Source organism: Pedobacter zeae (assembly GCF_014196715.1).
Taxonomy (GTDB): Bacteria; Bacteroidota; Bacteroidia; order Sphingobacteriales; family Sphingobacteriaceae; genus Pedobacter; species Pedobacter zeae.
The window spans coordinates 1,066,525-1,093,391 of sequence record NZ_JACIEF010000002.1; the positions used below are offsets into that span (position 1 = coordinate 1,066,525).

At 37.9% G+C, this 26,867-nt stretch carries 34 protein-coding genes and 1 tRNA gene; 8 read left to right on the top strand and 27 right to left on the bottom strand.

Annotated elements, in window-relative coordinates; translation table 11 throughout:
• Positions 1–746 precede the first annotated feature (746 nt).
• The 5 genes from GGQ60_RS11140 to GGQ60_RS11160 all read left to right on the top strand — a co-directional run bounded on the left by GGQ60_RS11140 (position 747) and on the right by GGQ60_RS11160 (position 5,614).
• Positions 747–3,338 (top strand): FtsK/SpoIIIE family DNA translocase, encoded by a 2,592-nt coding sequence (locus GGQ60_RS11140; RefSeq protein ID WP_183763709.1) that lies wholly within the window; start codon positions 747–749, stop codon positions 3,336–3,338.
• Positions 3,339–3,398: 60 nt separating this feature from the next.
• Positions 3,399–4,049 (top strand): outer membrane lipoprotein periplasmic chaperone LolA1, encoded by a 651-nt coding sequence (gene lolA1, locus GGQ60_RS11145; protein WP_183763712.1) that lies wholly within the window; start codon positions 3,399–3,401, stop codon positions 4,047–4,049.
• 227 nt (positions 4,050–4,276) lie between these two features.
• Positions 4,277–4,549 (top strand): hypothetical protein, encoded by a 273-nt coding sequence (locus GGQ60_RS11150; protein ID WP_183763715.1) that lies wholly within the window; start codon positions 4,277–4,279, stop codon positions 4,547–4,549.
• Between the two features lie 49 nt (positions 4,550–4,598).
• Entirely contained in the window at positions 4,599–5,363 is a 765-nt protein-coding gene (locus GGQ60_RS11155) for an MBL fold metallo-hydrolase (RefSeq protein ID WP_183763718.1), read from the top strand.
• A 167-nt stretch (positions 5,364–5,530) separates the two neighbouring features.
• Positions 5,531–5,614, top strand: a tRNA-Leu gene (locus tag GGQ60_RS11160).
• 102 nt (positions 5,615–5,716) lie between these two features.
• On the opposite strand, the gene GGQ60_RS11165 is transcribed toward GGQ60_RS11160, so the two are convergent.
• The 5 genes from GGQ60_RS11165 to GGQ60_RS11185 all read right to left on the bottom strand — a co-directional run bounded on the left by GGQ60_RS11165 (position 5,717) and on the right by GGQ60_RS11185 (position 7,830).
• Positions 5,717–5,998 (bottom strand): helix-turn-helix domain-containing protein, encoded by a 282-nt coding sequence (locus GGQ60_RS11165; RefSeq protein WP_183763721.1) that lies wholly within the window; start codon positions 5,996–5,998, stop codon positions 5,717–5,719.
• Positions 5,999–6,070: 72 nt separating this feature from the next.
• On the bottom strand, positions 6,071–6,616 hold the full coding sequence (locus GGQ60_RS11170) for a hypothetical protein (protein ID WP_183763724.1): 546 nt from the start codon (positions 6,614–6,616) through the stop codon (positions 6,071–6,073).
• Positions 6,610–6,978 (bottom strand): hypothetical protein, encoded by a 369-nt coding sequence (locus GGQ60_RS11175; RefSeq protein ID WP_183763727.1) that lies wholly within the window; start codon positions 6,976–6,978, stop codon positions 6,610–6,612. The genes GGQ60_RS11170 and GGQ60_RS11175 overlap by 7 nt, the downstream gene beginning before the upstream one ends.
• Positions 6,971–7,528 (bottom strand): hypothetical protein, encoded by a 558-nt coding sequence (locus GGQ60_RS11180; RefSeq protein ID WP_183763730.1) that lies wholly within the window; start codon positions 7,526–7,528, stop codon positions 6,971–6,973. Before GGQ60_RS11180 ends, GGQ60_RS11175 begins: the two co-directional genes overlap by 8 nt.
• Before the next feature lie 17 nt (positions 7,529–7,545).
• Entirely contained in the window at positions 7,546–7,830 is a 285-nt protein-coding gene (locus GGQ60_RS11185; RefSeq protein ID WP_183763733.1) for an SH3 beta-barrel fold-containing protein, read from the bottom strand.
• A gap of 117 nt (positions 7,831–7,947) precedes the next feature.
• On the opposite strand from GGQ60_RS11185, the gene GGQ60_RS11190 reads away from it, so the two are divergent.
• The gene (locus GGQ60_RS11190) at positions 7,948–8,196 is read left to right on the top strand and encodes a hypothetical protein (protein ID WP_183763735.1); all 249 of its coding nucleotides are present in this window, start codon (positions 7,948–7,950) and stop codon (positions 8,194–8,196) included.
• Positions 8,197–8,297: 101 nt separating this feature from the next.
• Complete coding sequence (locus tag GGQ60_RS11195; RefSeq protein ID WP_183763738.1) at positions 8,298–8,981, top strand: DUF4468 domain-containing protein; 684 nt, start codon at positions 8,298–8,300, stop codon at positions 8,979–8,981.
• A gap of 81 nt (positions 8,982–9,062) precedes the next feature.
• Here GGQ60_RS11195 and GGQ60_RS11200 read toward each other — a convergent pair whose 3' ends face one another.
• The 7 genes from GGQ60_RS11200 to GGQ60_RS11230 form a co-directional block, all read right to left on the bottom strand.
• A complete protein-coding gene (locus GGQ60_RS11200; RefSeq protein ID WP_183763741.1) occupies positions 9,063–13,349 on the bottom strand; it encodes a tape measure protein in 4,287 nt (1,428 codons plus the stop codon).
• Between the two features lie 3 nt (positions 13,350–13,352).
• Entirely contained in the window at positions 13,353–13,754 is a 402-nt protein-coding gene (locus GGQ60_RS11205) for a hypothetical protein (RefSeq protein WP_183763744.1), read from the bottom strand.
• Positions 13,754–14,203 (bottom strand): hypothetical protein, encoded by a 450-nt coding sequence (locus GGQ60_RS11210; protein ID WP_183763747.1) that lies wholly within the window; start codon positions 14,201–14,203, stop codon positions 13,754–13,756. The genes GGQ60_RS11205 and GGQ60_RS11210 overlap by 1 nt, the downstream gene beginning before the upstream one ends.
• 170 nt (positions 14,204–14,373) lie before the next feature.
• Positions 14,374–14,595 carry a hypothetical protein gene (locus GGQ60_RS11215; RefSeq protein ID WP_183763750.1) on the bottom strand — a complete coding sequence of 74 codons (222 nt, stop codon included), beginning with the start codon at positions 14,593–14,595 and terminating at the stop codon, positions 14,374–14,376.
• A 22-nt stretch (positions 14,596–14,617) separates the two neighbouring features.
• Positions 14,618–15,265, bottom strand: a complete 648-nt coding sequence (locus tag GGQ60_RS11220) for a hypothetical protein (protein WP_183763752.1) — start codon at positions 15,263–15,265, stop codon at positions 14,618–14,620.
• 2 nt (positions 15,266–15,267) lie between these two features.
• The gene (locus tag GGQ60_RS11225) at positions 15,268–15,813 is read right to left on the bottom strand and encodes a hypothetical protein (RefSeq protein WP_183763755.1); all 546 of its coding nucleotides are present in this window, start codon (positions 15,811–15,813) and stop codon (positions 15,268–15,270) included.
• On the bottom strand, positions 15,813–16,013 hold the full coding sequence (locus GGQ60_RS11230; RefSeq protein WP_183763758.1) for a hypothetical protein: 201 nt from the start codon (positions 16,011–16,013) through the stop codon (positions 15,813–15,815). The genes GGQ60_RS11225 and GGQ60_RS11230 overlap by 1 nt, the downstream gene beginning before the upstream one ends.
• Before the next feature lie 165 nt (positions 16,014–16,178).
• Between GGQ60_RS11230 and GGQ60_RS11235 the strand changes: the two genes are divergently transcribed.
• The gene (locus GGQ60_RS11235; protein WP_183763760.1) at positions 16,179–16,679 is read left to right on the top strand and encodes a hypothetical protein; all 501 of its coding nucleotides are present in this window, start codon (positions 16,179–16,181) and stop codon (positions 16,677–16,679) included.
• A 171-nt stretch (positions 16,680–16,850) separates the two neighbouring features.
• Here GGQ60_RS11235 and GGQ60_RS11240 read toward each other — a convergent pair whose 3' ends face one another.
• The 15 genes from GGQ60_RS11240 to GGQ60_RS11310 all read right to left on the bottom strand — a co-directional run bounded on the left by GGQ60_RS11240 (position 16,851) and on the right by GGQ60_RS11310 (position 26,621).
• A complete protein-coding gene (locus tag GGQ60_RS11240; RefSeq protein WP_183763763.1) occupies positions 16,851–17,234 on the bottom strand; it encodes a hypothetical protein in 384 nt (127 codons plus the stop codon).
• Positions 17,235–17,237: 3 nt separating this feature from the next.
• Positions 17,238–17,546, bottom strand: a complete 309-nt coding sequence (locus tag GGQ60_RS11245; RefSeq protein ID WP_183763765.1) for a hypothetical protein — start codon at positions 17,544–17,546, stop codon at positions 17,238–17,240.
• A complete protein-coding gene (locus tag GGQ60_RS11250; RefSeq protein WP_183763767.1) occupies positions 17,547–17,783 on the bottom strand; it encodes a hypothetical protein in 237 nt (78 codons plus the stop codon).
• Entirely contained in the window at positions 17,758–17,940 is a 183-nt protein-coding gene (locus GGQ60_RS11255) for a hypothetical protein (protein ID WP_183763771.1), read from the bottom strand. The genes GGQ60_RS11250 and GGQ60_RS11255 overlap by 26 nt, the downstream gene beginning before the upstream one ends.
• Positions 17,918–18,748, bottom strand: a complete 831-nt coding sequence (locus GGQ60_RS11260) for a terminase small subunit (protein WP_183763774.1) — start codon at positions 18,746–18,748, stop codon at positions 17,918–17,920. The genes GGQ60_RS11255 and GGQ60_RS11260 overlap by 23 nt, the downstream gene beginning before the upstream one ends.
• Positions 18,745–19,272 (bottom strand): hypothetical protein, encoded by a 528-nt coding sequence (locus GGQ60_RS11265; protein WP_183763777.1) that lies wholly within the window; start codon positions 19,270–19,272, stop codon positions 18,745–18,747. Before GGQ60_RS11265 ends, GGQ60_RS11260 begins: the two co-directional genes overlap by 4 nt.
• Positions 19,273–19,305: 33 nt before the next feature.
• Entirely contained in the window at positions 19,306–19,593 is a 288-nt protein-coding gene (locus GGQ60_RS11270) for a hypothetical protein (RefSeq protein ID WP_183763779.1), read from the bottom strand.
• A gap of 5 nt (positions 19,594–19,598) precedes the next feature.
• Positions 19,599–19,832 (bottom strand): hypothetical protein, encoded by a 234-nt coding sequence (locus GGQ60_RS11275; protein WP_183763781.1) that lies wholly within the window; start codon positions 19,830–19,832, stop codon positions 19,599–19,601.
• A gap of 4 nt (positions 19,833–19,836) precedes the next feature.
• The gene (locus GGQ60_RS11280) at positions 19,837–20,115 is read right to left on the bottom strand and encodes a hypothetical protein (protein WP_183763785.1); all 279 of its coding nucleotides are present in this window, start codon (positions 20,113–20,115) and stop codon (positions 19,837–19,839) included.
• Between the two features lie 5 nt (positions 20,116–20,120).
• Positions 20,121–21,170: a BT4734/BF3469 family protein gene (locus GGQ60_RS11285; RefSeq protein ID WP_183763787.1), complete on the bottom strand. Its 1,050-nt coding sequence runs from the start codon at positions 21,168–21,170 to the stop codon at positions 20,121–20,123.
• A 134-nt stretch (positions 21,171–21,304) separates the two neighbouring features.
• On the bottom strand, positions 21,305–22,945 hold the full coding sequence (locus tag GGQ60_RS11290; RefSeq protein ID WP_183763790.1) for a hypothetical protein: 1,641 nt from the start codon (positions 22,943–22,945) through the stop codon (positions 21,305–21,307).
• A gap of 111 nt (positions 22,946–23,056) precedes the next feature.
• Positions 23,057–23,380: a helix-turn-helix domain-containing protein gene (locus GGQ60_RS11295; RefSeq protein ID WP_183763794.1), complete on the bottom strand. Its 324-nt coding sequence runs from the start codon at positions 23,378–23,380 to the stop codon at positions 23,057–23,059.
• Complete coding sequence (locus GGQ60_RS11300) at positions 23,373–23,636, bottom strand: helix-turn-helix domain-containing protein (RefSeq protein ID WP_183763797.1); 264 nt, start codon at positions 23,634–23,636, stop codon at positions 23,373–23,375. Before GGQ60_RS11300 ends, GGQ60_RS11295 begins: the two co-directional genes overlap by 8 nt.
• Positions 23,637–24,085: 449 nt before the next feature.
• Positions 24,086–25,507, bottom strand: coding sequence for a tyrosine-type recombinase/integrase (locus GGQ60_RS11305; protein ID WP_183763800.1), 1,422 nt, complete (start codon positions 25,505–25,507; stop codon positions 24,086–24,088).
• A 535-nt stretch (positions 25,508–26,042) separates the two neighbouring features.
• Positions 26,043–26,621 carry a hypothetical protein gene (locus tag GGQ60_RS11310; protein WP_183763803.1) on the bottom strand — a complete coding sequence of 193 codons (579 nt, stop codon included), beginning with the start codon at positions 26,619–26,621 and terminating at the stop codon, positions 26,043–26,045.
• Between the last annotated feature and the right edge of the window lie 246 nt (positions 26,622–26,867).

A 26,867-nucleotide genomic window follows, 5' to 3' on the forward strand; every position in this document is an offset into this window, starting at 1 on the left:
TTGATAAATAAACTACTGACTGTCCCTGATGGTTTGTGCTTTTGTATTTTATTAGTAATCTGACCAAAATTCTAATTTATTACCAGACAACTTGTCCGTCCCAGTCTTTTAGATTCATATAGCACAATTGTCCATTTGTAATTCTCTTCAGATAGTAGGTTTTCATGTCTTAATTCATTTGAGAGGTTTCTTTGGAAGGCTTAAATATTTGATTATAAATAATTATTAGTATAAGTATGATACTGAAGATCATTCCGATACTTCCAATGGCAAATAGAATGCTTGTCGTAATACCTCCAAAATGCGTTATTTTTAAAATCAAACAGGCAAAAATGAGCACCAATTCTGCGTACAAAATTCTTTTTGTATAATAGTTGAGTTTTTTCATGTTAATTTAATTTGACATTTAAAATAACATTAAGTTTTGAAAAAAGTAATTTGTTGATCAAAATAAACACTGAATCAGTATTCATTTTTAAAAAAAAAATCCCGTTTAGCCCCTCCAGGCAAAACGGGATAAAACCTAAAACAAAATCCGTTTCATTTAACAAAACGTAACAACTTGTGTGTTGTTAAAATAATAGACTATAATTTCTGTTTAAGGTTTAATGCCCGATGAATATTTTTATTTAATTTAAGGCAGATTATATAAAATTATCTGCGGGCATCATTTGTGATTATTTTTTTTATTAATGCTGCGCAGTTTTATCTAAGTTTGTTCAATATTAAATTATTTAGGAAAGAAAATGTCGGTACGGGGTAACCAGTTTAAAACCAATACATTCAGAGATAAAGGTGCTGAAAATACACCTGGCAGGTCTTCGGCGGGCCGTCAGACCAAAGAAAAAAGAGAATTTTTACCAAGGTTCGATCTGGCAGATGGGCGTGCAATTAAAATTGCAGGTCTGTTTTTTGTGATCTTATCCTTATATTTTTTAATTGCCTTTACCTCGTACCTGTTTACCTGGCAGGATGACCAAAGTTATGTGATCGATGCAAATGGCGGTTGGGGCAATCTGTTTAAAACATCCGAAGAATTAAAAACTGCCGGAGTGACCACGCCGGTTGTTCAAAACTGGTTGGGTAAATTTGGTGCCTTGTTATCGCACCAGTTTATTTATGAATGGTTCGGTATTGCCTCTTTTCTGTTCGTTTTGGCCTTTTTTATTATTGGCTACCGTTTATTGTTTAAAGTTAAAATCCTTTCCATTTCTAAAACACTGGGTTATAGCTTTTTCTTTTTACTTTTTATCTCGTTAACCTTAGGTTTTGCACATAGCTTCTGGTCAGAATCGCCGCATTACCTGGAGGGTGAATTTGGTTACTGGAGCAATAAATTGTTAAGTGCCCAAATCGGGGCTGCCGGTGTTGCCGGATTAATTGCTTTTGCCGGTTTAACCATACTGATCATTGCTTATAACATCGATTTTAAATTCCCGGAGCGTAAGGCTAAAGAGGTTTACCTCGATAATGAAACACCTGATTATGTAAACGACATCAGGGAGCAGGTGATAAAAAACAAAACTTTCGATGAGCATTCTTCGTCCATTGAACCGGTGTTACCTGACAGACCGGTAACCAACGAACGTAAACAACAAAACGTGGTGTTACAGCCAAGCCGTTTCGAAGAAAAAGAAGAGGAAGAAACCGTAGCACCTGTAATATTATCTCCCTTGGCTACCAATCTGCCCATTGCTTCTGCTGCAGCAACGGCAACGCCTTTAGTGGTAGAACCGCCAATAGAAGACGAAAAAGAACCTGCATTTACCATCGAAAAAACCGAAGAAGAGAAAAAATCGGATGACCTGGTAGAACAGTTTGGCAATTACGATGAAAAGCTGGATTTATCCGGTTACAAGTACCCAACCATTGATTTACTCGAAAATTACGGTACCAATAAAATTTCGGTTAATGCAGAAGAACTGGAGGCCAACAAAAATAAAATCGTCGAAACCCTTAACCATTATAATATCGAAATCGATAAGATTAAAGCCACAATTGGACCTACAGTTACCCTTTACGAGATTATTCCGGCTCCGGGGGTCAGGATTTCGAAAATTAAAAATTTAGAGGATGATATTGCCCTTTCGTTAGCCGCGCTGGGTATACGGATCATTGCACCAATGCCCGGTAAGGGTACAATTGGTATCGAAGTACCAAACCAGCACCCTGAAATGGTGCCGATGCGAAGCATCCTGAATACTGAAAAATGGAGCCAGACCACTATGGATCTGCCGATTGCACTTGGTAAAACCATTAGCAATGAGGTTTTTATAGCCGATTTGGCAAAAATGCCTCACTTATTGGTAGCCGGGGCAACAGGGCAAGGTAAATCTGTTGGTATTAATTCCATTCTGGTTTCACTGTTATTTAAAAAACATCCCGCACAGCTGAAATTTGTACTGGTCGATCCGAAGAAGGTAGAGTTAACCCTGTTTAACCGGATTGAAAGACACTTTTTGGCTAAGCTCCCTGGCGAAGCCGATGCCATTATTACCGATACGAAGAAAGTGGTTAATACCTTAAATTCACTTTGTATCGAAATGGATCAGCGTTACGATTTGCTGAAAGATGCACAGGTGAGGAATTTAAAAGAATACAACGATAAATTCATTAAACGCAAGCTTAATCCTAATAATGGTCACCGCTTTTTGCCTTTCATCGTTTTAGTGGTTGATGAGTTCGCCGATTTGATGATGACAGCTGGTAAAGAGGTGGAGGCGCCGATAGCACGTTTGGCGCAGCTGGCCAGGGCCATCGGTATCCACTTGGTTTTGGCTACACAGCGTCCATCGGTAAACATTATTACGGGTACCATTAAGGCCAATTTCCCGGCCAGGTTAGCGTTTAGGGTATTGTCTAAAATCGATTCGCGGACCATTCTGGATAGCGGTGGTGCCGATCAGTTAATAGGCCGGGGGGATATGCTTTTAGCTACAGGTAGCGACTTAATCAGGCTACAGTGTGCTTTCGTTGATACACCTGAGGTTGACCGCATTTCGGAATATATCGGTAACCAGCGCGGTTATGCCGATGCTTACCAACTGCCAGAATACATAGATGAAGCAGGGGAGGGAAGCAAGGCCGATTTTGATCCTAACGAGCGCGATAAGTTCTTTGAGGACGCAGCAAGGCTGATTGTGATGCATCAACAGGGGTCGACGTCGTTGATACAGCGTAAACTTAAATTGGGCTATAACAGGGCCGGGCGAATTATTGATCAATTGGAGGCCGCAGGTATTGTTGGTCCGTTTGAAGGAAGTAAAGCAAGGGAAGTTTTATACCCTGATGAGTATTCTTTGGAACAGTTCTTGAATGGTATTGATAATCAGGAGTAGATTAAACTATTTAACAATAATCTATTCCAACGTTTCAAAGAAAAAATTAAAAAAGAAAAGATGAAGAAACTAATTTCAGCATTCATGGTTGTCGTTGCTTTTACAACTTCAACATATGCTCAAACTGATGCGAAAGCTAAAGCCATTTTAGCCGATGTGAGTAAAAAATACAAATCGTATAATATCGTAAAAACTGATTTTACTTTCACTTTGGATAATCCAAAAGCGAAAGTAAAAGAAACCCAGCAAGGTACCTTGTATGTAAAGGCCAATTCGAATAAGTATAAAGTGGCCATGACCAACCAGGAGTTATTCAGCGATGGTAAAAGCCAGTGGACTTATTTGAAAAAAGACAAAGAAGTGCAAGTGAGTAATGTAGATAATAGTGGCGATGCCATTAATCCTGCTAAAATTTTCACTGTTTATGAGAAAGGATTCAAATACGTTTATACCGGCGATGAAAAAGCAGGGGGTAAAACCTATCAAATGATCGACTTAACCCCTGTTGATGCTAAAAAATCAATCTTTAAAGTTCGTTTAAGCATTGATAAAGCGGCTAAACAGATTGCAAACGTGGTATTGTTCGATAAAAATGGAAACAAGTACACCTATAATGTGAAAACTTTCTCGCCTAACGTAAATGTACCTGAAACTACATTTGCTTTTGATGCCAAAAAATATCCTGGCGTTGAAGTGGTAGATTTAAGATAATAACGAATTTCCGCAAAGGCGGAATGAAACCTGGAAGTTCAGTTGGAAACAGCTGAACTTTTTTTGTTTCCACTCCTACAGGCATTTTAAGAAAAAGGTGTTCTCAGGTGTCAGACGTGGTGGAAAAACCAGGCTACAAGGGTAAGTTGGTGGTAAAAACATAAAAAGCTATATTTTTTGCAAACGGATTTATGAATGCTGCGCAGATTTATCTAAGTTTGTTTCCGATGTCATTGCCACTAACAAACCATACTTTAGAGAAATTAGAGGCCTTGCTTTTTGCATTGGGTTATAAGGTACGCTACGAAAAGGGGAACTTTAAAACGGGCTCTTGCCTGCTGGAGCACAATAAGATAATCGTGGTTAATAAATTTTCAAATCTGGAAGGAAAAATAGCCGCATTGGTTACTTTGGTGAAACAGACCAATGCTGACGAAAACCTGCTTGAAGAAAAACAAAGGCAGTTTTACCAATCCTTACAACAGACCGAATTATTTTAATGGAGATATACAGCAGGAATTATAGGTATAAGAAAGGAAATTTAATCCAATGAAAGTTACTTTTTTAGGTACCGGTACATCGCAGGGCGTTCCTGTAATTGCCTGTGGGTGCGAAGTTTGTTTATCTCCGGATAAAAAAGATAAACGCTTAAGGACATCCATTTTAATAGAAACTGCCGACAAAACGATGGTGGTAGACAGTGGTCCGGATTTCCGTTATCAATTGCTGCGGGAACAGGTAAAAGACCTGGATGCAGTTTTGTTTACACATGAGCATAAAGATCATATTGCCGGATTGGACGATATCAGGCCATTTAATTACCTCTTGCATAAGGTAATCGATGTATATGCTACAGAGCGGGTTCAAACGGCACTCAAGAGGGAGTTTTACTATATTTTTGCCGAAACCAAATATCATGGTTTACCACAGATTAACCTGCATACCGTAACCAATGGCGAAGATTTTAAAATTGGCGAAAGCACCATTATTCCTTTTGAAGTGATGCACCATCTGCTTCCTATTACCGGTTACAGGATAGGCGACTTTACTTACATTACCGATGCTAAAACCATATCAGAAGAAAGTTTTAATAAAATAAAAGGCTCTAAAATTTTGGTCATTAATGCTTTGCAGAAGGGGCCGCATATTTCACACTTTACATTAGATGAGGCCATTGCTTTTGCCGAAAAAGCCGGTGCCGGATTCACCTATCTCACACACATCAGCCATAACTTAGGTAAACATGCCGATGTTGAAAATGATTTGCCCAAGCATATCAGGCTGGCTTATGACGGGTTAAAACTAGAGATTTAAACTCTTCAGGGAGCTAAAATTTATGGCAGTTCAGGGCAGCTAGCCATCCCGATGGCTGTGGTCGTGATAAGCATACCGTCTAAAAGCAGAAAAGATTTAACCTAAATCTCAATATTTTTATAAATACCCGGTTTTTTTTCATTTCAAATGATATATTTGCAGCATAAACCCAGGTGGCGAAATTGGTAGACGCACCATCTTGAGGGGGTGGCGCTGGCAACGGCGTGGCAGTTCGAATCTGCTTCTGGGTACTTCAAAGAGTTTAAATCCCTTGTAAATTAAATACTTACAAGGGATTGCTTCTTTAACGCATACCTTTTTACATACGGTTTTCTAATGAATGTACGGTGCGTCTATTTTTTAAAATAGCCTTGATTGAAGAATGAATCAATATCTTTTCTTTTAAAAATCCAATCACGGCCTACTCTGCTACATCCAATCTCATGTTTGTGCGCCATCATCCATTTTGTGGACCTATTTAACAACTTGCAAGCTTCCTGTAGCGTAAGGTACGGCCTATTAAACGCATTAAGTTCTTCCAGTTTATTGAGCACTAGTTTCTCAAAATCCATAATAGAAGCTATTAAGGTTTCAATGAGAACATTATCAATGATTGCTATATTTGGCTTTTCCATGTATTATAAACGAGTAAATTCATTCAGGAGTATGAATAGGAATTGGCCAGTGAGTTGTGATGATCGGAAGCTCTAACATTGACGGCACCCTTTCTCGAAGTAGTCAATGAATTGTTCCATGTTCTCGATAAATTTTGGTAATCCGGTTCTGCCAGTAATCTGGACATTACCCCATTCAGAATTTTGGTTGTATGAATAAAACAAGTGTTTATATTGTTTATACGTTAAACCGTAGAAAAACTGTTCCCCCTTAGATACATGGCAATCAATCGGTAGATATTTGCCTACAGGTCTATCGAAGTCGCTGATCTGCAAACTCCAATGCTCGGGAAATAAGATTGCATAATCAGCGGTATTTGTATAATAGCCCAACTCAAATTTTTTTGATAGCTTACCGGTTTTTAAATGTTCCAGGAATACCTTCAGCCGGTCTAGTCTCAAAACAGGCGTAGCAATTTCAATATGCCTAATTTCCTTTGTAAAGGAATGTATGATTTTATCAATCAAATATTCCTGCTCAGGTGTAATTTTTTCTATAAGGATGCCACTTTTAGCAACATCCTTATTTAATTTTTCGAGTTTAGCGATCAGGGCTGCGGCTTTAGGATTGCTTAGCATGATTCCCCTCCCTTCTTACCGTACATTTCGTCAACATTAATAACCGGCAGATCATTCATGTTTATGTTGACAGGTACATGGCTCTGCCAAACATCCGGCATTAACCCGCTTGCCTCAAGTATTCGTTCGACTTCTTGAGAATCCTCCAAAAGCAAAATACCTTGCAGGTTATTCACGGTATCAAACATACCCTTGATTTTATGGTTGCCCCGCTCGTTGCAAATCAGTTTGAACATACCGCGAGTAATTGCCTTGATTGCGCTGAAATTCCTTTGATATTCCTCCGGACTGTCAAACATTTTTATAACCTGACGGGCTTGATCTTCGGTAATGTAATTCAGATCAATTGTTAAACTAGCCATTCACAACCTCCTTTCCTACAAAAATCGCCACCTCTTTAACATCCATAACTTGCTCGGTTAACATTTCATGATAATTAAGGCTGTTAACATCCTGAGTAGCAATTATGGCTTTTGTCTCATCGTTTTGCTTGGCTCTCATGGTTTGATACTCCACATGAATAAAATCAACCTCGTCAGCATTATAGATGCTGCGGTCTGGCCAATAGCCCTCGGCCTCTACTATCCATCCAGTATTTAAGTTTGGCTTATCCCCATCACCCTTAGGCATCGGCGTTAACCAAGCCAGGTCCGGGTTGATATCTGCAGGTACATTTTTTAATTGGTCTGCACTCAGCTGGGAGAAATCACGTCTATGGATATGAAAGCGCGTAGTACCGCGATCTGAAAAGAATTTTTTCCACCCGGGATAATATTGCGGTTGTTTGGCGGTTACTTTGCAGCCCCAGTGATCGCATTTGATTATAGAAGCGCCAGGCAAAAGGCAATGGTGATCAACTCCTGTGAAACGAGGATCTTGTTTTATTGAGGTGTTATTTTGTTGGTAAGTCATAACAGTATTTTTAGTGGTTAGTAAATTTTGAATGATCTGAACGCACCCATTTCCAAATCAAAGTAGATCATTGATTCTTTCGTCCGGGCGTTACCTTGGAAAGCATATTTAGTATCAATTTCCTTTAAGGTTCCTACAGCTGGCCTAATTGAGTCGTCAATTCTTTTGTAAGTGAACTTCACAACTCCGGACAACATTGATTTTTTTAACTTAATCAATTCCCATGCGTGATTTAACGCCGCAGCAAACGTTTTGAATTTTGAGGCAATCTGCCAGGCTGTTTTAAAAACTCTTGATTTCATGATATTATTTCCTTTTGTACTCTACAAATGTAGATTATAAATTAGATATAAAAGTCATAGTAATGTCATTAATCTACATTTGTAGTTTACATCGTTTTAGCTTGTTATCTTTGCGATATGAATGAACAAGATTTTAAAGATTTGCTTGGAAGAGAGGAAATCAATAACTCTGGGATAGCAGATAAAATGTTTCCAGATAATAAATATGCCCGAACGACATTAAGTGCCAAACTTGCAGGCAGAAAGTCAGGCAACGGATTAGCCCGCCTGACCGAAGATGATCTAAAAAAGGGCTGGAAAGTTTTAAAAGATTTGGCTGACGATATTTACAGTCGAGCGCCTGAGAAGAAGAAATCAGAGGAATAGAAATAATCGCTTTAAGATTAAAAACAACATAATCCGGTTAACCGTAAAGCCTATGTAATGCACTGATATATTTTTGCATGCAAAATATAATCGTAAGCAACATGGAAAACAAAAAACCTAAATCTTCAAATCTAATCTGGGCTATATCATCAATTGTTGCTATAGGATTGACAGTAAATCATATATTTACACCTCAATCATCGCTTATGAAACGCTTACTATTTTTATTGATCATTACCGCAGCTGCTACTAAATTAAACGCTCAGGTGCTTAGAATGGAGTTAAAGCACAACGGTTTTGTATCATCAACGGATAGCACCAAAAATTACATTGTACTCAATCATCCAAAGGTTTCAAAAACGGAGTTGTACAAAAAAACGTTAACCTATCTGAATAGCATTTATAAAAATCCCAAACAGGTTATTTCTTCTGTTGAAAACGAGTCGATCGCCGTCAATGCTTATAGTGATGAAATAACCGCGACAAAAGGGCTTTACAGATACCCTTTCGATTATAATATTGTACTACAGTTCAAAGATGGGAAAATCAAATTTGAGCCGCATGTCATTGAAATAAGTGAGATTTTTACAGTCAGCAAATCTAAAAACAGATTTTATGTTGCAAACACGGATTCACCTGAGCCAGTAGAAATTCGCTGCATTTATATGAGATATAAAGATAAACCTGGATATTTCTTATTCCAGGACGAAATCAAGACGGGATTTGATCAATGGCTAACAAGCTACTTGGCCGGCCTTGAAAAAGCCATAAATGACACTTGGTAATGTATGCTGGAATGTATGTTAATTTTTTAAAACCTCATTCATTAATCTGAATGAGGTTTTATTGTACCCCTTATTGGAGTATTATATACCACGATCGTAGCCTGTGCTACCGCTTGCGTTCGAGTTTTTGACCAGCGTATCTATCCCTGCTTTGATAGCCTTCAATGGTTCTGTATTTTCAGCCGTCCTATAGGTGTTAGCTTCAATTTTTACTTGTAATTCAAAATTACTTTTTGCAATCAGGTATAAGTCGCCAATAGATGAGCCTAATTGTCTGGTATTAATCTCAATCTTTTTCGAAATATCATATTGAGATCTATATAATCCTAACAACTCGCTACCAGTCGCCTCGGTTAGTGAAGCGCTAATTTTTCCGACCGAACTTGTGCTGCTACTATTATCCAAAAAACTAACTCCGGACACCTTTTGCAAATTGTCGAATTCATTCTGACCTTCTTTTATGATCGTATCATACTTAGCTTTTAAAATCTTTACTTCGTCCTCTGTCAATTGGCGACCTGTAGAGGATAACTCCGAAAACTGATCATAGAAAGCTTGAAGTTGTGTTGCAATAGTTTTCGTTTTAAAACTGTTTAGTATTGATTTTTTCATGATATCCTCAAAGTTTTTTCCAAAATCCTCAGCTGAGGCGGTGCCTTTTGCAAAAAGGTCGACTAAACTGTCCGCAAAGTTTTCGAAAGTGGTTCCTGTTAATGTTTCTTTTACTGCATTTGCAGCCTCAACGCTTTTATCTTTAAGGTCAACCAGTTGCTGCGCATATCGTTCGGCTGTAGCATCCAAGGCCCCTGACCCAATCAACTTACGTAAGGCTTCAATATCGGATGTGTCAATATTCCTAAAAACTCCTTTATCCAAAAGCTGATTGAAACTAGCCCTGTCAAAGCCTTTTGTTTCAAGAGTTCCGCTATTATAAAGACCTATTAATCGGTCAAGCTCTGAATTACCCGTATTTAGGAACATTCCATTAAGCTTTTTACTCACACTTTCAGTAGTGGAATCTATATCTTTCAAAGCCTGGTTATAAGCCGTTAGCTTCTCAGTTCCATAAACTTTGTTTATCAAACTCAATTGACGGTCCAAAGCCCTTGAAACAGCCTCGCTTTGCTTTATCTGAAGCTCGTTATCGGCAACCCGTCTCTCGTAAACCTTTTGATATGAACTTTGTATAATTCCGCTAATTGCTTTTGTGATACCCGAAAATATACCGCCTCCTATTGCAATAGCTTGAGCACCGAGACCAAGAGCTCCAAGAGTGTCCCCCTTTTTAAGGTCTTTGAAATCTAGCATCGTTTTGCGTAACTGGCCTATACCGCTTATAGTCCCGCCGAGCGTACCAACCCATTGCCCGAAAGCTTCGTTGACTTCGCCGGCAAATCCGGCCAAATTCTGTATTTCGTTTCCGATCAAAATCAATTCTTCCGGCACACGAAGCTTAAGAGACTTTGTGGCATTTTTCAAGGCATCTTCAATTTCTTTCTGTAATTCTGGGCTAAGCTTGATTCCTTTTTTGAGTAAGCCGTCAATGAGGGCTTTCCCGTTGCCAATTACCCGACGTGCAGCTTCAGCACTTAAATCTTCAATGCCTTTAAAAAGTTCTTTGAATGCCGTTAGCTTTTCCACGTTTTCACCCTCAAAGGCTGCCATTGATTCAAATTGAATTTTATCCAGAACCTTAATTTCTTCTGTTCTATTATCTTTTACTAACTGAGATCTTTTAGCCTCATAACTTTGTATTTTTGCCGCCTTTTCTTCCTCATAGCTTACCAGCTGGGAAAGTAAATCCTGATATTTCTTTTCTTCCTCTACAAGAATTGCTTCACGCTCTTTTTTGACAACGGCAATTTGCTGGGCAACGCGCTCGCCGTCACCATCACCTCCTTTGGTCTTATCGTCCACACCATTAAGCTTGGCATCGATACTATCCAGGTATTGACGATAAGTTTTGTTTACGTCGATCAGATCCTTATACCTTTGTTCAGCTTTTTCCTTGCCTACCTTTGTGCGGAAATTCTCAAAATCTTCGTAATAGCGTTTCTTTTTTTCTAAGTCTGTTTTAAGTTCCTCGGCCTTACCTTTATCAACAACAAAATCAGTCTCCTCCGATTCGGCTTTATTTAATCCGCTGGCATCAACTTTGATTTTTTTACGTTTATTTTTATTGGCGAGAGCATTATTGTATTTATCAACTTCCTTATTATGATCATCGGCAGCTTTGCGTAAATCGGCATACTTTTTCTTAACCTCTAAAACTTCCTTTGCATTAGCATCAACCTGTTTGCGTTGCGAACTAGCGATAGCATCGTCAATTTGTTTCTGTAAGGTTCTTTGCCCGGTTTCTTCGGCCTCATACTTTGGTAATCCAGGTTTTTTAAGCCTATCCTGCAATGCCTGGATCCGATTATACACTTCGCTGCCGGCGATTGCTGAACCAGCCATTTTTTTAAGCTCAGCAATCCGCTTCTGAATCGCAGTGATAGAGGTAAGTTCGCTATCGAGCGTTTCTTTGTTCGCTTTTAGTTGTGCGTGCTTAGCGTCCAGAATCGCGTCTGCGATTCGTTTTCGTTGCGCATTCAACCCATTTGCAATAGCCGTGTAATTCCCAATTGTAGCGTCCTTTGTTTCTTTTAATGTGCCTTCTTTTACGCCTTTAATAAACTTTGCCCTGGCGTCATAAGAATTTCTTAATGTTTCTGTAATTTGAGAATATTTTGTTCTTAAATCAGCTAACGATTTTCCTTCTGTTTTGTATTGTTCTGCAGCAGTCTGAGCATTCTCATTATTACGCCTACTATCTCTTAGATCGTAAACTAGCCTCTGATTGGCAAGGTCTCTGCTGCTAAATGTGAAGAAATATCTTAAGTTTTCCCCAAACGATCCACGGAACATTTGACCAATCTCTTTTACAGCCTCTCTTGCGCCGACGATAATAGGTTCAAATATTCTTTTACTTAAAGCACTGCTATCACCGGCGTTCGATTCCAATTCAGTTTTTAACCTGGCCAGCTCCGCATTTAAGCCAGAAATACCGTTGGCTGCTTTATCTCCGTAGGCCTTGTCAAGCTCTACAGCAAGCTTGGGCAAAAGGTCTTTGGCAACAACCTGACCAGTTTTAAGCATGTTACCCAACTCTCCCTCGGTTACGTTCATTGCTTTGGCCGCTAAAGCAAAAGCACCTGGCAAACGCTCAGACAGCTGACCCCTTAGTTCCTCGGACTGCACATTGCCCTTACTGATCATTTGTTGCAAGGCAAGCAAAGTTCCCTCTAGCTGTTCGCTGGATAATCCAAGAACCGCCCCGGCTTTCGTTACTGATTTAAAAATCTTTTCCGATTCGCCTAAATCAAAATTAGAAGCTCTGGCCGCAGCGGTAAATTTTTTATACGATTCAGCAATGGTGAAAAATTGAACACCTATATCTTCTGAAAACTTTTTCAGTTCGATTAACTTATTGCTTGCTTCACCCTCCGAACCAAGGATAAAGGTTAATGGTGTTTTAATCCTCTGAAAAGCTAAAGTTTCGTTGAATACAAATGTCAAAGCATTCCCAACGGAAAGATATGCAGATGCAAAACCAAGCAGATCCTCTGCTGTGCTGCGCAAAGCACCTTTGTAATTACCAACATTTCGCTGGTGGTTCCCCATCTGGGCATCAAATTTCTTTAGGGCCTCATTTAGTTCATTATATTCTTTGACCTTTGCCTTTAACTCAGGGGTAAGCTTTTTGAATGCACCTTCTGCGCTTTTGATCTCGTTACCTAAATCCCTTAGTTTCTTCTGAGCCTCATTGTAAGAACCAGATACTTCTTGAGCCGCCTTACGGGCTTGCCTTTGCGCCTCAACCTCCTGCTTTCTCGCAAGTGTCATCCGCGCAATCTCAGTACGGATATTTTGCTGCTCAACTCTGCCCTGGGCTAAGGTTGCCGTCAATTGTGCTTGGGCCGCTTTGTTGCGCTCGATCTCAATGGTATGCTGTTGTAGAACAATCCGCCCTGATTTTAAATCGTTATTTAACATCTGCTCAACCGCACGTAGCGCCTCAAGCTGATTTTTAACGTTTTGCTGTGCAATCTTGCCCTGTTCAAGCTCAGACCTATATCTTTGTGTTTCTTGTCTTAACTTCTCAGTTTCAAGTTGGGAATCTGCCAGCGCTTTTTTTAATCCGATTTGTGCTTGCTGATATCCAGTTAATTGGTTTGTGTTGACCGGAACGTTACCGACTTTTCTCGCTGCGGCAACCATATCATCAAAACCAGATTTAAGTTTTGTTGCTCTTTTTAGAGCTTCTTCAATACTTAGGTTTGCTGTATAATTAAGCTGTCTCCCCCCGACTGTAATCCCTTTCGCCATAGCTTATATGTTTTTGTAATTATTTTGAATTGAGTAATAATCTATTTGAACCACGCATACGTGACTGCCGTCCTGATCTCTATAAAGTCGACCAGGTTCAATTACTTCAGTATGGAATGTATCTCTATACTGGCTATCTGTTAAACTGCAAATGATTTTTGAAATAAGATCGTAATGCTTTAAATCAGGAAGCGTTCCGTTGATGTTGGGGGAGTGGATACGTATATTGACGGTTGCCTCTTGCATCCAATCGTTATTTGCAGATAAAACAGACACCGTTATGTTCTGCTTACTACTATTGGATGGCATGACAAATGGGTAGATTTTGCCGTCAATGTAATTTAACACTTCCGGCACATTGATCATGCCTCTCACATCCTTAACTATATCAAATGCCGTTTTCATTAGCTAAGAATCTGTTTTAATAAACTATCAAATCTCTTAGTTGAGCCGTCAATTACGTCGTAGTCCTCCATATCCTGTACATATCCGGCATATTCTTCCCCGGCAACAATGATCAGGACCGGAGCACCATCATCAACCAACAGCGCGATTTCCCTGGCATAATCAATGCCTTTTTGCCTTCCTTCTTCGCCCTTTGAAACAGGAGGGAAGTAAATAAACTCATCCGGTATATTATGATCAATAAGAAGCAGGCAACCAATAGAGCCTCGGAGGTTCCATGTTATATTCCCAAAACCTCCCTCGTTCTTTGTTTTGGCCCGGGCCAGATCCACCACTTTGCAACCGGCCTTAAACATAACCTCGCCCATTTCATAGATAATTGAATTAAGATCTTCTTTTATCCAGTTACTTATTTCATCTTGCGTAAAGTCTGAGGTTATGTTAAGCATGATGGTTTTAATTTGTTAAACTGTATGTTAGTTTTTAAAAACTCGTCTCTAGTGATTTGAGGCTATTATTTTGTACACTAAAGACGAGTAAGTTTTAAAAAGCTGTATAATTTAGTGCCTTAGTTTCAACATGATCATTTGCACTCGCGAACCCTCGTCGTCTTTTAACATTATACCCTCATATTTTTAAAAACTTCCTCAATTTCTTCTGGTGTGGCCCTTAATGAAATTTCTGCCTGTTTTGCCTTAACTAACTCTATAACCTCGTTATCGTCCGGCCATGTTAAATTGCATTGTTGAATAACATCGGCTATGTCCTGGTTCGTTGCATTAGATAAGGTTTTCTCAATGTACGCGTTGTTCTTTTCGCGTTGTTCCTTTGAATAACTCATTTGTTTATCGCTTTATTTGATGTTAAATATTGATTTCGTGAAATAAACCGGATTGCCAAAAAATGTAAAAGTTTTTTTCTGTATTTTCTTTAGGCTCTTTAAAAGCTGATAGAACTGCCATGCCTCCAGATCTTGGCCATTTAGCATATAAAAAATGGTCTGATTGATCGTTGTCGATTCTAACCTGTGAGCTGTCGATATCAATGACTTTATTGCATTTAGTTACTAATCCGCCTTTAACACGGCCTGTTCGGAGTAATTTGTATTCACTATGGATGTTTCTAATGCAATTACCGCCAACATAAACTCCTTCTACCTTCATTTGCTTATCCGTAATCCTGTCAAATTCAGCTTTGTCATTTACGTCAATTGCTGATTTAACTAAGCCGTCAATGGCTTGCTCAAATTGCGAAACAACCTCATTGCATCCTTTCAGTAGGTTTGCTTTAAGTAATGGACTGGTAATACCTGATTTATCTAATTGGGCCGTTGCAGCCTCTTTAAATCGTTCAGAAATATTGAAGGTGCCATTTTCAATAACATCGGTTAAAATGTCCATTGAGTATTCTCCAATTTGCAACCCTTCGTAGGTCTCTTTAAATGAGTTTAAAGCTTTTACATGCTTTTCAGGCTCGTTTAGTACCTGTTTCAATAATCTTTCTACGTTCATTTTTATAATTTATTAAAAGTCAATTCCAAATTGCCGTCTTCACCATGTACCAGGTAATTACTTTCAACCTGAATTGACTTTGGGTGAATTGCGTTTACTTCATTATATGATTTAATGAATTTTTCAAGTGATTTTACCAAATTATCATCTATTGAATTGGTGCATACTTGCTTTAGCTTATCTAGCGCATCTGGGTTGATTACAGCATCTAAACCGCATGATGTAAGAGGTATTAAATTCGCTTTATTAATTGGCCTGTGATATGATTCGATCATGGCAGAATGCAGGTTTTGAATCTCCGTCAATACAGTTTGAATAGGAGCGAGGTTCGGTGATGGCAAATAGATGCTTTTGTTTGAGTTAATTTTATCAGAAACAAATTCTCTTACTTTCTTGCTTCCTTCAGAGACAAAAGATAACCACAATTCATTCGTTAGTTCTATTTCTAATTTTTTTAAAGAATCAGAAACATAACCCTGATACCTTTTAATTAACTGATAAAAATCATTGACTGCCTCGTCATAGAGGGCTTTGTTAAATTTTTCCATTACACATTTAATGTTAATACTACCTTAGTTAAATCCTTAAAAAAACTTCTCCTGGTTTCAGGATCGCATGTTGATATTTCCTGTTCTATCACCGGAAGAGTTTTTTCTAGCAGTTTCTCCAGGATTGGTTTAACAGGCTTTTTTCTTTTGCCCTTTGGTCTTCCGGTTGGGCATCCTGATACTCCCTTTACAAATGGCATAATTGCGTTTATATTGTTTTTTTATTGATAATCAAAGGTAGTCCTACAGGGTGGGGCATGGAAGTTTTCGGGCTTACTGGCCTGATATAATAAGATTGTTGAATTGTTGAAATTTTGTAGTTTAAAATAGCGGCAATGTATTATTATAAATACTAAATTTGTTTTATGAACCAGGTACTAATTAAAAATGGATTCGTTTTGAAGCATTACGAACCAATAAACGGAATGAGTAAGTATGAGAAGGAGAATGTTGAGATTATTGAGAATACAAATATTTACAGCACTATATTCTACACTGCTAATATTAAATACACAGCATTTGGATGTCAAAGAATAGAAACTGTTCAAAATGTCGTCGATATATCCCACCTAAACGAATCTCTGAACAAATTGAGAGCAAAAAACTCCGGGCAGGTATTTATCGACAATCTACAGGGTAAGTCTCTATATGATGCTTTATCCTCAAACATCAAATGGATCGTGAATTCTTCTCGAACGAATGATGAAAAAGTATTGGCTTTGTCCAGGATGATTTATCAAGAATTAGAATGTATTTCAACCCAGTACGCCGCATTTGTGAAGGGTAAAGGCTTAACAATCGGAAGCCACGAAGCAGATATTGGTAATTTTTACAAACAATATTATAATTATGGTGTTCAAATGTAATTGTTATGTCAAAATGTATGCTAAAAATAAAAATAGCTTTTTAAGACCTTAATAGGCTATATTTTTATACCCAATGGAAGTGTATGTTAATGCAGTTATTTACTCGCTTGATGAGAATGAGCAATAGGCAACCGCAAATGCCAATTAGCCTTGCATGAATGCAGGGCTTTTTTATTTCTTTGCTCGTTTATCTTCTGGTGCTTCGTCTGTAAGTTGCTTTTGTGGAAGGGAAGTAAACAATTCATTGAAGGCAACAGGATTGCTGCAGTCTATAAAATTAACACGGCTATCGGGGTGGGCAAACATTGATAGATGAAAGGCCGCTGTAAGTCCTATAGGTATATGTCCATCCCATAAAGCGCATAGTGGCTCATCTGGATTATGTACCGAGCAATTAGACGGCCTAACCTTGCCGACTTTGCCTTCAATGTTTTCTCTTTGATCTGAGTTTAACAAATGCAACCATGTGAAAACATGATCTTTTAGAGCGGATGCCGGAACCTCTCCGCGCATAAACTTCATCAATAATTCAATTCTTTGTTGTTTTGTTCTCATAAATTAACACTTAAGTGCCGTTCCATCTGTGTAAATTGTAAATGGCACTTCACCATAATAATACTCCGCATCATCATCCGGGCGACCTATACTTTTAAAATTGCCCTCATACCATGGTAGTTTGCCGCATTCTTCATCAAAGGTCTTTTTGTCAACCAATTTTCCATTGATATAATAGGTTCGATTGCCGTCAGTGGGTTGTTTTAGAATAAGCTTTGCCGGCATATCCGACGGCTTGGCTTTTCCGCTAAGCAATCCCATAATAGCATCAATCCTGTTTTGCCTAATTGATGTTAACTTATTTTTCATCATCTAAATTTTACCTCCGTAGGTTATTGTAAATCCCTCACAATCTAAGTTAGCAGATGCCCTGTCAAATTCTTCTTTTCCAACTTCCTTATCGTTTATCAGATAGATGTTATCCTCTCCATACCCTATTTTACAGAGGCAATCAGGATAAATGTCTTTTGGTGATTTTTGGCCTCTGGCTAATGCCAAAATGTTTTCTTTAAGGATGTCTCTTTTACTTAAACTTTTTCCAGTGTTCATAGCTTACTTGCCTGTTATTTAAAATGTAAATGTTTTCTTCGCTTTCTGGATCTTCATCCCAAAGAATGCAAATGGGTTTTGGAGGGAAAACCTCGCCTTTGACAACACCAATAATGCGCTCAATCAGTTTTTGTCTATTCGTAGTGTTCTGTGCCATCTTCGTTAATTTTAGTTAAAGCCATGGTAATTGCATCATCGATTATATGCTGAGGTTTTCCATAAAGTTGCATAACGATGTCGGTTAACATTATCAACTGTTCGTCTGTCATTCCTTCCAATTTCGAAACGACATCAACCTGGTGCTTGTCAATAAACATTGCATTGATCCTCGCTAAATTCGCAAGCGCAGCATCTACCGCGTACAATTCTATTTGGGGGCCGTCTTTTGTGAATTTCAATGATTTGATATTTCCCTGTTCTTTTTCCCTGGACAACTTGAGCAGATTCACATCGGCGACTTCTATTAACTCAGGTTCGCCATCAATAATCCTGTATGCATTGGGGTTGTTGTTAAGTTCTAATTTATACCGAATAATTTGCCGCCTCCGTTGTTCCTGGGCTTTTTCATGCTTCGCTAATTCTTTTCCCTGAATGTTTGCCTGTAATGAAAAATCATCCTCAAAATCAATCTCAGATCTTAAACGTGAAATAAGCTCTTCTAAGCCGACCTTGATTTTTTTGATATACACTGTCGTTTTAGGAACAATGAAGTCATTTAGCCGCGTTCTGGCTATATCTGTCATCCTTTTTTGAATTTCATCAGGCAACATAATCTTGCCTTTTGTTAATTCATCGATTTTTTTCTGTATCTCAGGTTTTCTCAGGTTTTCGCTTCCGATAGAATAAGCCGACTTTTCAGAATATCCAGAAGCTATGGCCGCAGCAGTAGCGTTAAAAGTCTTAACATATTCGAAACAGAATATTTCCTGTTTGGCCGTGAGTTTGAGGCTGCTTAGTTGTTTCATTCTGATAAGTATTTATTAACCGGTCTCAAATCACTGGAAGGCATGTAATTTTTTATATTCAAAATGGTTTGAGCAGATCCAGCTTCCATTTCTTCCGGACTTAATTCGTCACATTCCTTTAGAATATGATAAACCTTATCTGCAAAATCATTGATTGATTTAGCTGTTCTTGGGTTTTTGTAATGTGCTGGGCCCATGCTAACAAAATAGTTGATGTTTTCAGGGTTACTATAACCTAAAACTAACCCAATAGCATCACGAAGGCCCGTAGGTGCTTTATTAAACATTCCATACAAGTGTGTTGGATTGTAAAGCCTCATTAAGCACGCCACGAAAATAGGTTTGTTAATCATGTTTATAGGCCCAAAATCTCGCTCAAACTCATAAGCTACAAATTCAATGTGCTTATAATTTATTAAAAGCGGTATCGGAACCGACATACATAAATCAAACAATTCTGGATTGATGCTTTTTAGGGCATAGGCAATTAGCGTATTCTGGGCGATTTTTACGTGTCTTTTCATATCTCTCTCACTTAATCGTTAATGTTAATTTTGTTAATAGGTGGTTTGTTCTTCAATTAAAAAAAACCTTATTGCTTGAATCACCAACCGATTGTTATAGGTGTATTCGCTTTTGTTAATTAATGTTTTTAGTAATGCCTCTTTATCGCTGCGGCTCATCCTAATCAGCTCGATCATTAATTCATCTGGATTCAGGTTTTCCATGTACCTGAATCTTTCAATTTCCGGATCATATGCCTCATGTCTCTTAATCCTTCTGTGTTCCATCATCAGGTATGCAGCCAGGGCAACTGCCCCGGCAATTATTAAAAGTTTTTCCATTGGTTTTAGTTGTGTAATAAATTGGATAATAAGTCGATTTTCGTATCGTTCAGTTGATCGAAAGTCGGACGATAAGGTTCGCCGCCTTCTTCTTGGAATGTTGTATCAGACGTTGTGGCTTCCAGTATCGTTTTAACCTGGTCAATGATGCCATTAAGTCTTGCAATTTCCTGTAGCGCTTCAGTTAACAATGGGTTGTTTTTCTCTGATCTCTCAATGTTTTTTAATAGTTTTTCCATTATGTTATTTTATTAGTGGTCTTTTTGCAAATTTTCCTTTCTCATCTCGTACAAAAATTTGAGGTTGCCCCAGTGAGGGATTTTTCTTACGACGATATTCTGAGAAGTAAGCTCTTGTTTTTTCAAGATTTTTCAATCTCCAATTTTTGCTGTATTCGTTAAAGCACTTCTTGCATTTAGATGTAATCCCAGATGAGATCTGTTTGGTAGGCAAGAAAGCTTCTAAAAGCTTTACCTCTTTGCACTTAGTGCATTTTTTTTTACCGTTAATTATTTTTTCCATTTTGTTTATTGTATTTTGCTTTTTATGTATTCAAATGCCATAGCCCAATCCTTAGCAGTTTTACCGCCGCAGCCATAAATTAATAATGCCGTCAATGGGCTGCAGCTCCAACCCCCTTCTTCTTCTTTCCAATGCTCTAAGCCTGGCACGGCATCTGAAAAGCAAAACAGGGTTCGCTTCCCCTCGTGATAATCTACGCTGAGCCCGGCTGTAACTTCTTTGTTTGGTCTGGTGTATCGATAACGAAGTCCTGAGTGGCTATGGTAGTTAAAACCAAAATTTGTTAATATCTCGTCAATGTGATCCGGCTTGCATTCTTTATTAAACTTTTCACACAGAGCAATAGCATCTTCTTGCCTTTGCTTTTTTTCTTCGTCGGTTTCTTCATTAGTTACTTTAATCCCATTAATTCGCTCTCTTTTTTTTATTAATGGTTCTACCTTCTTAGGTTCAGGAACAATGCGTTTATCGAATAATTCTGCGTGCTCATTGTAGTAGGCATTTTCATCATAAGCCAGAAATCTCAATGAACTGGGCGAGCTGGGTGCTTTGTCTATTACTATCCCTATCTCTAAAAATGCAGCCTCCATAGCATCAAAATGCTGCTTGTGTAAGTGAGGGTGACTAATCCTAAACAAACCCCATAATCCTCTACCACTTGCCGACAAACCGCAATAAACAGTGTATGGTATTTCGCAAATCATTTTTTTTGCTTCTTCCAACATACCAGGCTTTTTTAACCATGGATTTTCTGTATCCTTGGGGTCTATATCGAACGCCATAAGTCCGTTGTGTTCTACGCAGTACTTTGCGCCTCTGCCACCTGCATGAACCATTGATGGGGTAATCCCCTTCAATCTTTTTTTCAGAGTGTCGCGCTTGTCCTTATTCTCAATTGCCCTAACTTCATTTTCTAAATTTCCCTGCCATGGGAATGAGAGCATGTCGTAAATACTTACCGTTTCCGGATCTTTCACACTAAAGCAATATCTACCTAGTTTTTTGCTATAATATGTTTTGTATAAACTGCATTTTTCATTAAATGGTCTGCTCATAATCTCCTCCTTCCGAAATAAGGAATTAACTTTTCCTTGTTAGGAGAGGGGGTACTATTTTAATTAATTTTGACACCCCCCCCCACAATGGGTATATGTTGTTTCGTTAATTCGTAAACCTTGTTTAAATATGTTTAAATGGCTTTTTCTTCCGAATTAACTTTACTGTTAAACACAAATTCACTTACTTTTGACACTGAATCTGTCTGTATTTTGAAATCCCAATTTTTACTTGTTGCATATTTTTTAAGCATATTTGTGAATGATCGCTGAGTAAATTCGGCGTTCTCACCGAAGTAAGTGTTCCGGTATTCTTCGAACATCTGCTTGGTTTTGTAGAACTTTTTGAACTCAAAATTTTGCTGTTCTGTCCATTCTGAAAATTCTTCGCTAGTTTGTTGGATTAGGGCATTTTTGCCTACATTTATTAGCTCATACGGTTGAAGGCCATTTTGTAAATAAAACTGCACACAGTCGATCATGTATTTAGTAAAGGAACTCCAGTGCTGGTCATTCCATTCAATCCGATCGAATAAAATGCCATGCATATCCTCGATTGGTTTCTCACTACCGGTAATTATGTGTTTGCTATAGAAGTTAGAAAACTCAATTATAAACATCCTACGCTTGTGGCTCCCACCATTACCATTCACAATGGCGTTCATCGAGAAAAGCATTTTTGGGCTGTCCTCAGGCGGCAACTTAATGCTATTAAGGTTTTTCTTTTCTATGGTAAATCCATTTGTTATCGCAGAGAAGAATGTTTCAAATGATACATCTTTCGCTAAGTCATCCACGGCTACAACTTGGCTCGTGATTTCTACACTTGAAAAACGAAACTTATCATCGGCTTTGAAATGCTTGCCGTCAATCTCTGCCATTTCCCGCATTTGACTAATTGCATTAGCAAACAACCCCTTCCCTGTACCTCCCTGTGGATTTTTAACATCAGTAGGCTGTTCATCATAACAAACTACTGCTTGTCCCATATGGGAGCCATTATAATGATGAAGCAAATAACCGATGGCCGAGGTAAAAGCACGAATGCGGTTTTCTTGATTATTAGAAACATTTTCAATAAACCTTTGGAACTCGCTGATTTGTTGGTTAGGCTGTTCGTTATATTCCCGGTCAAGAATATGGCTTTTCCAAACCGATCGATTTAATTTTATAAGTTCTGAATAAGGCAACAAGTCAATGTTATTTTTACAAACCTTAATAATTGTGTTTTTGAATAGGAAAAATGATTCTGTTCTGGTATCTCTTAGTTGTGGAATACTAAATTCTTCTAGGAGTTCAAGAAAATTTTTATTGAAAATTTGATCCTGGTATTGCAGGTAAATGGTGTCCAGTAGTTTCCAGTGGAACTCGAATTTAGAGCCGTCCGGGGTAATTATATTTACCTCGCCATGCTTTTTGGCTTCGTTATAACATTGAACCCGTATTATGTCCGCGGAAACTTCATTGATAACGTTGTTTTCAACCCTAACGATAAGGTAATCATTTGATTTTTTGTGGTAAACCTTCCTAAAACCTGAATAGCTAATGTACTCAAGAACATTTGTTTTTGAAACGTTTTTGATCGTACAGCTCCATTGATTTTCTTTATGTTCTTTTATTGTGAACGCGAAAAATCCATTTAGCACCATTCCGGCCCCTATAGACTGCTGCTTCCACACGTCTCTGGGGTTTACATCATCTATCTTTTTCGCGAATCTTCTTGCAGCAGATGTATTAAGGTTTGAAATCAATTTGACTGGCTTTGCAATCCTCACAACAGGTTAATTTTGTGGTGATTAGGTGTAAAAATAATTTGTTAAGTAGATTGGTTTTTGTATCTTTACACCGCTCGACCAAAGCACGTAAAGACTTTAAAGGGAATAGGATCATATCTTGTTCCCTTTCTTTTTTACCGGCGCCGAACTTAGAGCAGCATCGATCTCACTTCGCTTAAAATATATTGTTCTTCCAGCCTTGTAGAAAGGTATTACACCGTTGTTCTTGTACCGATGAAGCGTAGTCTCAGATATTTTAAGATAATCAATGCATTCTGTTATGCTCAGTTCATCACTTTGATTACGGGCCTCTATTTGAGCCACTGGTGCAGGCATGTTTTTATTCATGATTTCCTGCATTAAGGTTTCAAACTGGCCAATATTTAAAGCATATAGAGGGTGATCTTTTGATAAAGTATCCAGTAGACTATCCATTGTTATTTCCTCCCTCTGGCTTTAGATAAAAGAAGTTGTGGCCGAGCTTGAAGAATGGTATTAGACCGAGATTCCTTCGCTTAATAAGGGTCGGCTGAGTAATGCCCAGGTAAGAGCACATTTCTTTACAGGAAAAGGTATTGCGCAAAATGTTTTCGTTTTGTTGCTCTATCTTTCTGGAAATATCAATATTCACAGAACACATAGTGTCAATATCTTTTTCAATCTCCTTTAAGCCTTCTGCTAAATCTTTCATGCTTTTTAGTTCTGTTTTAACACTGCTAAAATAGTGTGTATTTTTACTAAAAAGAATAGTTTTTTCTTACTTAACTTGCTTAAAAAGAGGTTTTTGTGTTAGTGTTTTAGGTGGGTTTGGAATAGTGGTAAATCTTGATAGAAAATGTTAGAAAATAGTTGTAAAATTTTACGACGTTTACCTTAGTGTATGTTTTTTTAATTGCAAATTCTACCGGATTCTAGTGTTTTTTTTTACACTAATGTGTTTTAAATAGTTTAGGCGGCCTTTTTTTATTTGTGTTGTAGGGAATAATGATACACTAACTATTTTATTTGAGCTTTATATGACTAATTTATGACATTCTATTAATCTGATTTTTACTAAAAAAGCTCTTTTATGGCGCTGTATAAATGTGAAAAACTGCTTAAATAGGATATCTAAGCAGTTTTATGAGGTATTTTTCTTATTTATAGCCCCAGTTTTGCAAGTGTTTCGGCCATTAACATCGCCTTATCTTCGTTGGTGGCCCGTATATATTTTAAAAAGCTGCTTTCGGTAGCGTGACCAGTTGCGCTCATGATCAACATTGACGGCACCCCTTTGCGAAACATATTTGTAGCGTATGAGCGCCTGCAGGTGTGTGAACTGATCAGCGAATAAAGCGGTTGCTGCTCTACCGTTTGAACATTGCCCTTATAGGATTTTGTTTCAACTAGATCGGTAAGCCCTGCAAGCCTTGCAACAAGTTTAATGTATGTGTTAAATTTCTGATTGGTAATCGATGGAAGATCGCCCTGGTATTTTTCCAATACTGGCTTAAGCTTTTGCATGATTGGAATCGTTACAGGCGTACCTGTCTTAATCTGCTTAACTTTTATAAATGCGCCCTGAATGTCTTTGGCCTTCAATGTTGTGAAGTTACCGAACCTAAGACCGGTATATGCACCTATTAAAAATAGATCACGTACCTTGTCTAAAACTGGATAAAATATTTTTTCATCTGCTAATACTCGTTCGCCTTTCTTATCATAGATGAAGTCTTTGCGCCCAGGTGCTCTGGCAGGTACTTTATGAGTTATGAATTTGTCTGAATCTGACAAATCAATATTAGCAATTGCCGCGATTTGATCATCATTTAAATAGATAGTATCTGCTTCATATGATGGTAGAACGAACGTACCGGCTTTGTGGCCGTCCGAACTTTGAAGGCCATGCTCCTTTGCTTCGTTCATTATTGATTTGATATCTTTAATGTATCCGGCAAATGTCGAAACCTCCTTCTGTTCATCATTATAGCAGAACAGTTTAAAATTCTCATAAAAGGCTTTGTTGATATCGTCGAATTGCAAGGTTTTAATCTTTCTATTCAACAGAAACCTCTTAACTGCTGATAAGGTAGTGCCATAATTTTTTATTGCATTGTGGCTATATCGTTGCCCGGCAGCTTTACCTTTTTGCATAACGCGAATACCTGATTTGCTGTCGTTAATTACCTTTTCGAAAAACGACATAAATGTGAATGTTTCCTTAGTTTCTGCTGGCTCCTCCTTGTGCTTGTGTATTTTGTCAAGCTCCGCTTTTAGCATTTCTTTTGTAACTGGAACCTGGTTAGCTTTTGCCTTATTTGCAATATTCTGTACATCGATGGCGATTTGCTTCAAATTAGCCCTTATTTGGGTGCTATATGGAGCAGCCTCGCTAATCAGCTTGTTGATATCACTTCGATCAATTGGGTTGCCCTTGCTGTCGCTTTCTTTGTAAAATTTTGGATCTATACGAACCCCAGTGTAATACTGAAGCCTTTGCCCATAGATTGAAAAAAACATGTTTATCGGCTGCTTGCCATTTGATGTTTTGCGAGGTTCGAGGTAGAATTTAGGTAATGCCATAACTGTATGTAGTAATGTGTATGTCATACAAATATACATACAGTTATTATGAATACCTATAAAAGTTTATGAAAGTTTACGTTAGTTAATGTTTGTTCTAATGTTATTAAAGCGTGATTTTATGTGTGCTTGCGAATGTGGGTAAATACGTGTAAACATTATAAATGTACTCTGCTTCTGGGTACTTCACCGGAGTTTAAGTTTTTTTCAATCTTGGCTCCGGTTTTTTTATTCCTATTGATTTTGCACTTCAGTAAAATTGATTAATTTATTGAGTTTTGAAAAGCAAAAGTCATCCACAACAGTTCCGCAACTGTTAAGAGTTGCGCCAGAAAGGTGAGAAATACTTTTCCTGATCGGTATTTTACCGGAGGTTAAATTTCTCTGATAGTATGAAACCTTAGAGATGTAAGGCTTTTTTGGTTTATGATTTGTTAACCGTCACTGCGGAGTATTGTGATGAGAGATATCTAACTTAGAAACATCTATCTCTAAGAACTAGCTGATTAAACTAAACGTATCTGTTTTTTACTATTTATAGATCAGGCCAGATTTTTTCTAACCATATCTTAAATCCTATATCTATTTTTCCGTGTAAATTAATAAACCAACCAAACATGGGGATCAGCATTTTTATTTCCTCGTCTGTAATACTTATATCTTGATGTGATTTCGGGTGTGTAAGATCATTTCTTCTTTTAATCATCTTCTGCAGATGATTGAACCGAATATCAGAAAAATCGGGCATTTCAGAATCAAAGGCTTTTGCAAAGATTGAAAGACTGAATCTAAAAGATGGAATAAAATTTTGATAGGTATCTGTAGCAATCACTTCTCCTTTTGCATTCAATCCAGCTTTCTTTTGGTTCAACAAAGACATCTCTTCCCAACTCAAACCATCATTGTCGCGGTCTATCAGACTTTTTACTAAAACCATTTCCCTGCTTATATACAGGTAGGTTTCTATGACAGCAAAGAAATTTTTAAGTAAAATCCTCCTATAAAATTGGTTATTCAGGTTTTGACCTTCAAAAAAAGGTTTCATCCCATCAAGTTCAGATAGGGTATATCCTAATAATTTAAAAGTATTTATAAGTCGTTCTTTGACTTTCATATAATAAAAGAGCCTAATTGTTGCTAAAATCCTAAAAATTGAACGAATTAAAGAATTATTTTAAATAGTTATATAAACGCCATCTATCTGTAGCCATGTTGAGTTTAGAAACTCAGCACTGCACCATAATCCGTTGAGTCATTTTGCGTAATTCTAAGGACAGATAGTTTTGATTTCCATCTCAGGATACATAATCAAGATGCGCATAGTTTTTACCTGCGTAAAGCGTAAAACAAAACACTTTAA

Excerpts from the sequence above, each read along its gene's own strand:
- lolA1 (WP_183763712.1), top strand. The coding sequence starts at position 3,399 with ATGAAGAAACTAATTTCAGCATTCATGGTTGTCGTTGCTTTTACAACT.
- GGQ60_RS11165 (WP_183763721.1), bottom strand. The coding sequence starts at position 5,998 with ATGGAAAAGCCAAATATAGCAATCATTGATAATGTTCTCATTGAAACC.
- GGQ60_RS11305 (WP_183763800.1), bottom strand. The coding sequence starts at position 25,507 with ATGGCATTACCTAAATTCTACCTCGAACCTCGCAAAACATCAAATGGC.
- GGQ60_RS11250 (WP_183763767.1), bottom strand. The coding sequence starts at position 17,783 with ATGAACACTGGAAAAAGTTTAAGTAAAAGAGACATCCTTAAAGAAAAC.
- GGQ60_RS11200 (WP_183763741.1), bottom strand. The coding sequence starts at position 13,349 with ATGGCGAAAGGGATTACAGTCGGGGGGAGACAGCTTAATTATACAGCA.
- GGQ60_RS11170 (WP_183763724.1), bottom strand. The coding sequence starts at position 6,616 with ATGCTAAGCAATCCTAAAGCCGCAGCCCTGATCGCTAAACTCGAAAAA.
- GGQ60_RS11220 (WP_183763752.1), bottom strand. The coding sequence starts at position 15,265 with ATGAACGTAGAAAGATTATTGAAACAGGTACTAAACGAGCCTGAAAAG.
- GGQ60_RS11155 (WP_183763718.1), top strand. The coding sequence starts at position 4,599 with ATGAAAGTTACTTTTTTAGGTACCGGTACATCGCAGGGCGTTCCTGTA.
- GGQ60_RS11285 (WP_183763787.1), bottom strand. The coding sequence starts at position 21,170 with ATGAGCAGACCATTTAATGAAAAATGCAGTTTATACAAAACATATTAT.
- GGQ60_RS11150 (WP_183763715.1), top strand. The coding sequence starts at position 4,277 with ATGTCATTGCCACTAACAAACCATACTTTAGAGAAATTAGAGGCCTTG.
- GGQ60_RS11195 (WP_183763738.1), top strand. The coding sequence starts at position 8,298 with ATGGAAAACAAAAAACCTAAATCTTCAAATCTAATCTGGGCTATATCA.
- GGQ60_RS11270 (WP_183763779.1), bottom strand. The coding sequence starts at position 19,593 with ATGGAAAAACTTTTAATAATTGCCGGGGCAGTTGCCCTGGCTGCATAC.
- GGQ60_RS11230 (WP_183763758.1), bottom strand. The coding sequence starts at position 16,013 with ATGCCATTTGTAAAGGGAGTATCAGGATGCCCAACCGGAAGACCAAAG.
- GGQ60_RS11235 (WP_183763760.1), top strand. The coding sequence starts at position 16,179 with ATGAACCAGGTACTAATTAAAAATGGATTCGTTTTGAAGCATTACGAA.
- GGQ60_RS11175 (WP_183763727.1), bottom strand. The coding sequence starts at position 6,978 with ATGGCTAGTTTAACAATTGATCTGAATTACATTACCGAAGATCAAGCC.
- GGQ60_RS11240 (WP_183763763.1), bottom strand. The coding sequence starts at position 17,234 with ATGAGAACAAAACAACAAAGAATTGAATTATTGATGAAGTTTATGCGC.
- GGQ60_RS11210 (WP_183763747.1), bottom strand. The coding sequence starts at position 14,203 with ATGCTTAACATAACCTCAGACTTTACGCAAGATGAAATAAGTAACTGG.
- GGQ60_RS11255 (WP_183763771.1), bottom strand. The coding sequence starts at position 17,940 with ATGGCACAGAACACTACGAATAGACAAAAACTGATTGAGCGCATTATT.
- GGQ60_RS11265 (WP_183763777.1), bottom strand. The coding sequence starts at position 19,272 with ATGAAAAGACACGTAAAAATCGCCCAGAATACGCTAATTGCCTATGCC.
- GGQ60_RS11225 (WP_183763755.1), bottom strand. The coding sequence starts at position 15,813 with ATGGAAAAATTTAACAAAGCCCTCTATGACGAGGCAGTCAATGATTTT.
- GGQ60_RS11275 (WP_183763781.1), bottom strand. The coding sequence starts at position 19,832 with ATGGAAAAACTATTAAAAAACATTGAGAGATCAGAGAAAAACAACCCA.
- GGQ60_RS11300 (WP_183763797.1), bottom strand. The coding sequence starts at position 23,636 with ATGAAAGATTTAGCAGAAGGCTTAAAGGAGATTGAAAAAGATATTGAC.
- GGQ60_RS11295 (WP_183763794.1), bottom strand. The coding sequence starts at position 23,380 with ATGGATAGTCTACTGGATACTTTATCAAAAGATCACCCTCTATATGCT.
- GGQ60_RS11310 (WP_183763803.1), bottom strand. The coding sequence starts at position 26,621 with ATGAAAGTCAAAGAACGACTTATAAATACTTTTAAATTATTAGGATAT.
- GGQ60_RS11140 (WP_183763709.1), top strand. The coding sequence starts at position 747 with ATGTCGGTACGGGGTAACCAGTTTAAAACCAATACATTCAGAGATAAA.
- GGQ60_RS11185 (WP_183763733.1), bottom strand. The coding sequence starts at position 7,830 with ATGAAATCAAGAGTTTTTAAAACAGCCTGGCAGATTGCCTCAAAATTC.
- GGQ60_RS11215 (WP_183763750.1), bottom strand. The coding sequence starts at position 14,595 with ATGAGTTATTCAAAGGAACAACGCGAAAAGAACAACGCGTACATTGAG.
- GGQ60_RS11245 (WP_183763765.1), bottom strand. The coding sequence starts at position 17,546 with ATGATGAAAAATAAGTTAACATCAATTAGGCAAAACAGGATTGATGCT.
- GGQ60_RS11280 (WP_183763785.1), bottom strand. The coding sequence starts at position 20,115 with ATGGAAAAAATAATTAACGGTAAAAAAAAATGCACTAAGTGCAAAGAG.
- GGQ60_RS11190 (WP_183763735.1), top strand. The coding sequence starts at position 7,948 with ATGAATGAACAAGATTTTAAAGATTTGCTTGGAAGAGAGGAAATCAAT.
- GGQ60_RS11205 (WP_183763744.1), bottom strand. The coding sequence starts at position 13,754 with ATGAAAACGGCATTTGATATAGTTAAGGATGTGAGAGGCATGATCAAT.
- GGQ60_RS11260 (WP_183763774.1), bottom strand. The coding sequence starts at position 18,748 with ATGAAACAACTAAGCAGCCTCAAACTCACGGCCAAACAGGAAATATTC.
- GGQ60_RS11180 (WP_183763730.1), bottom strand. The coding sequence starts at position 7,528 with ATGACTTACCAACAAAATAACACCTCAATAAAACAAGATCCTCGTTTC.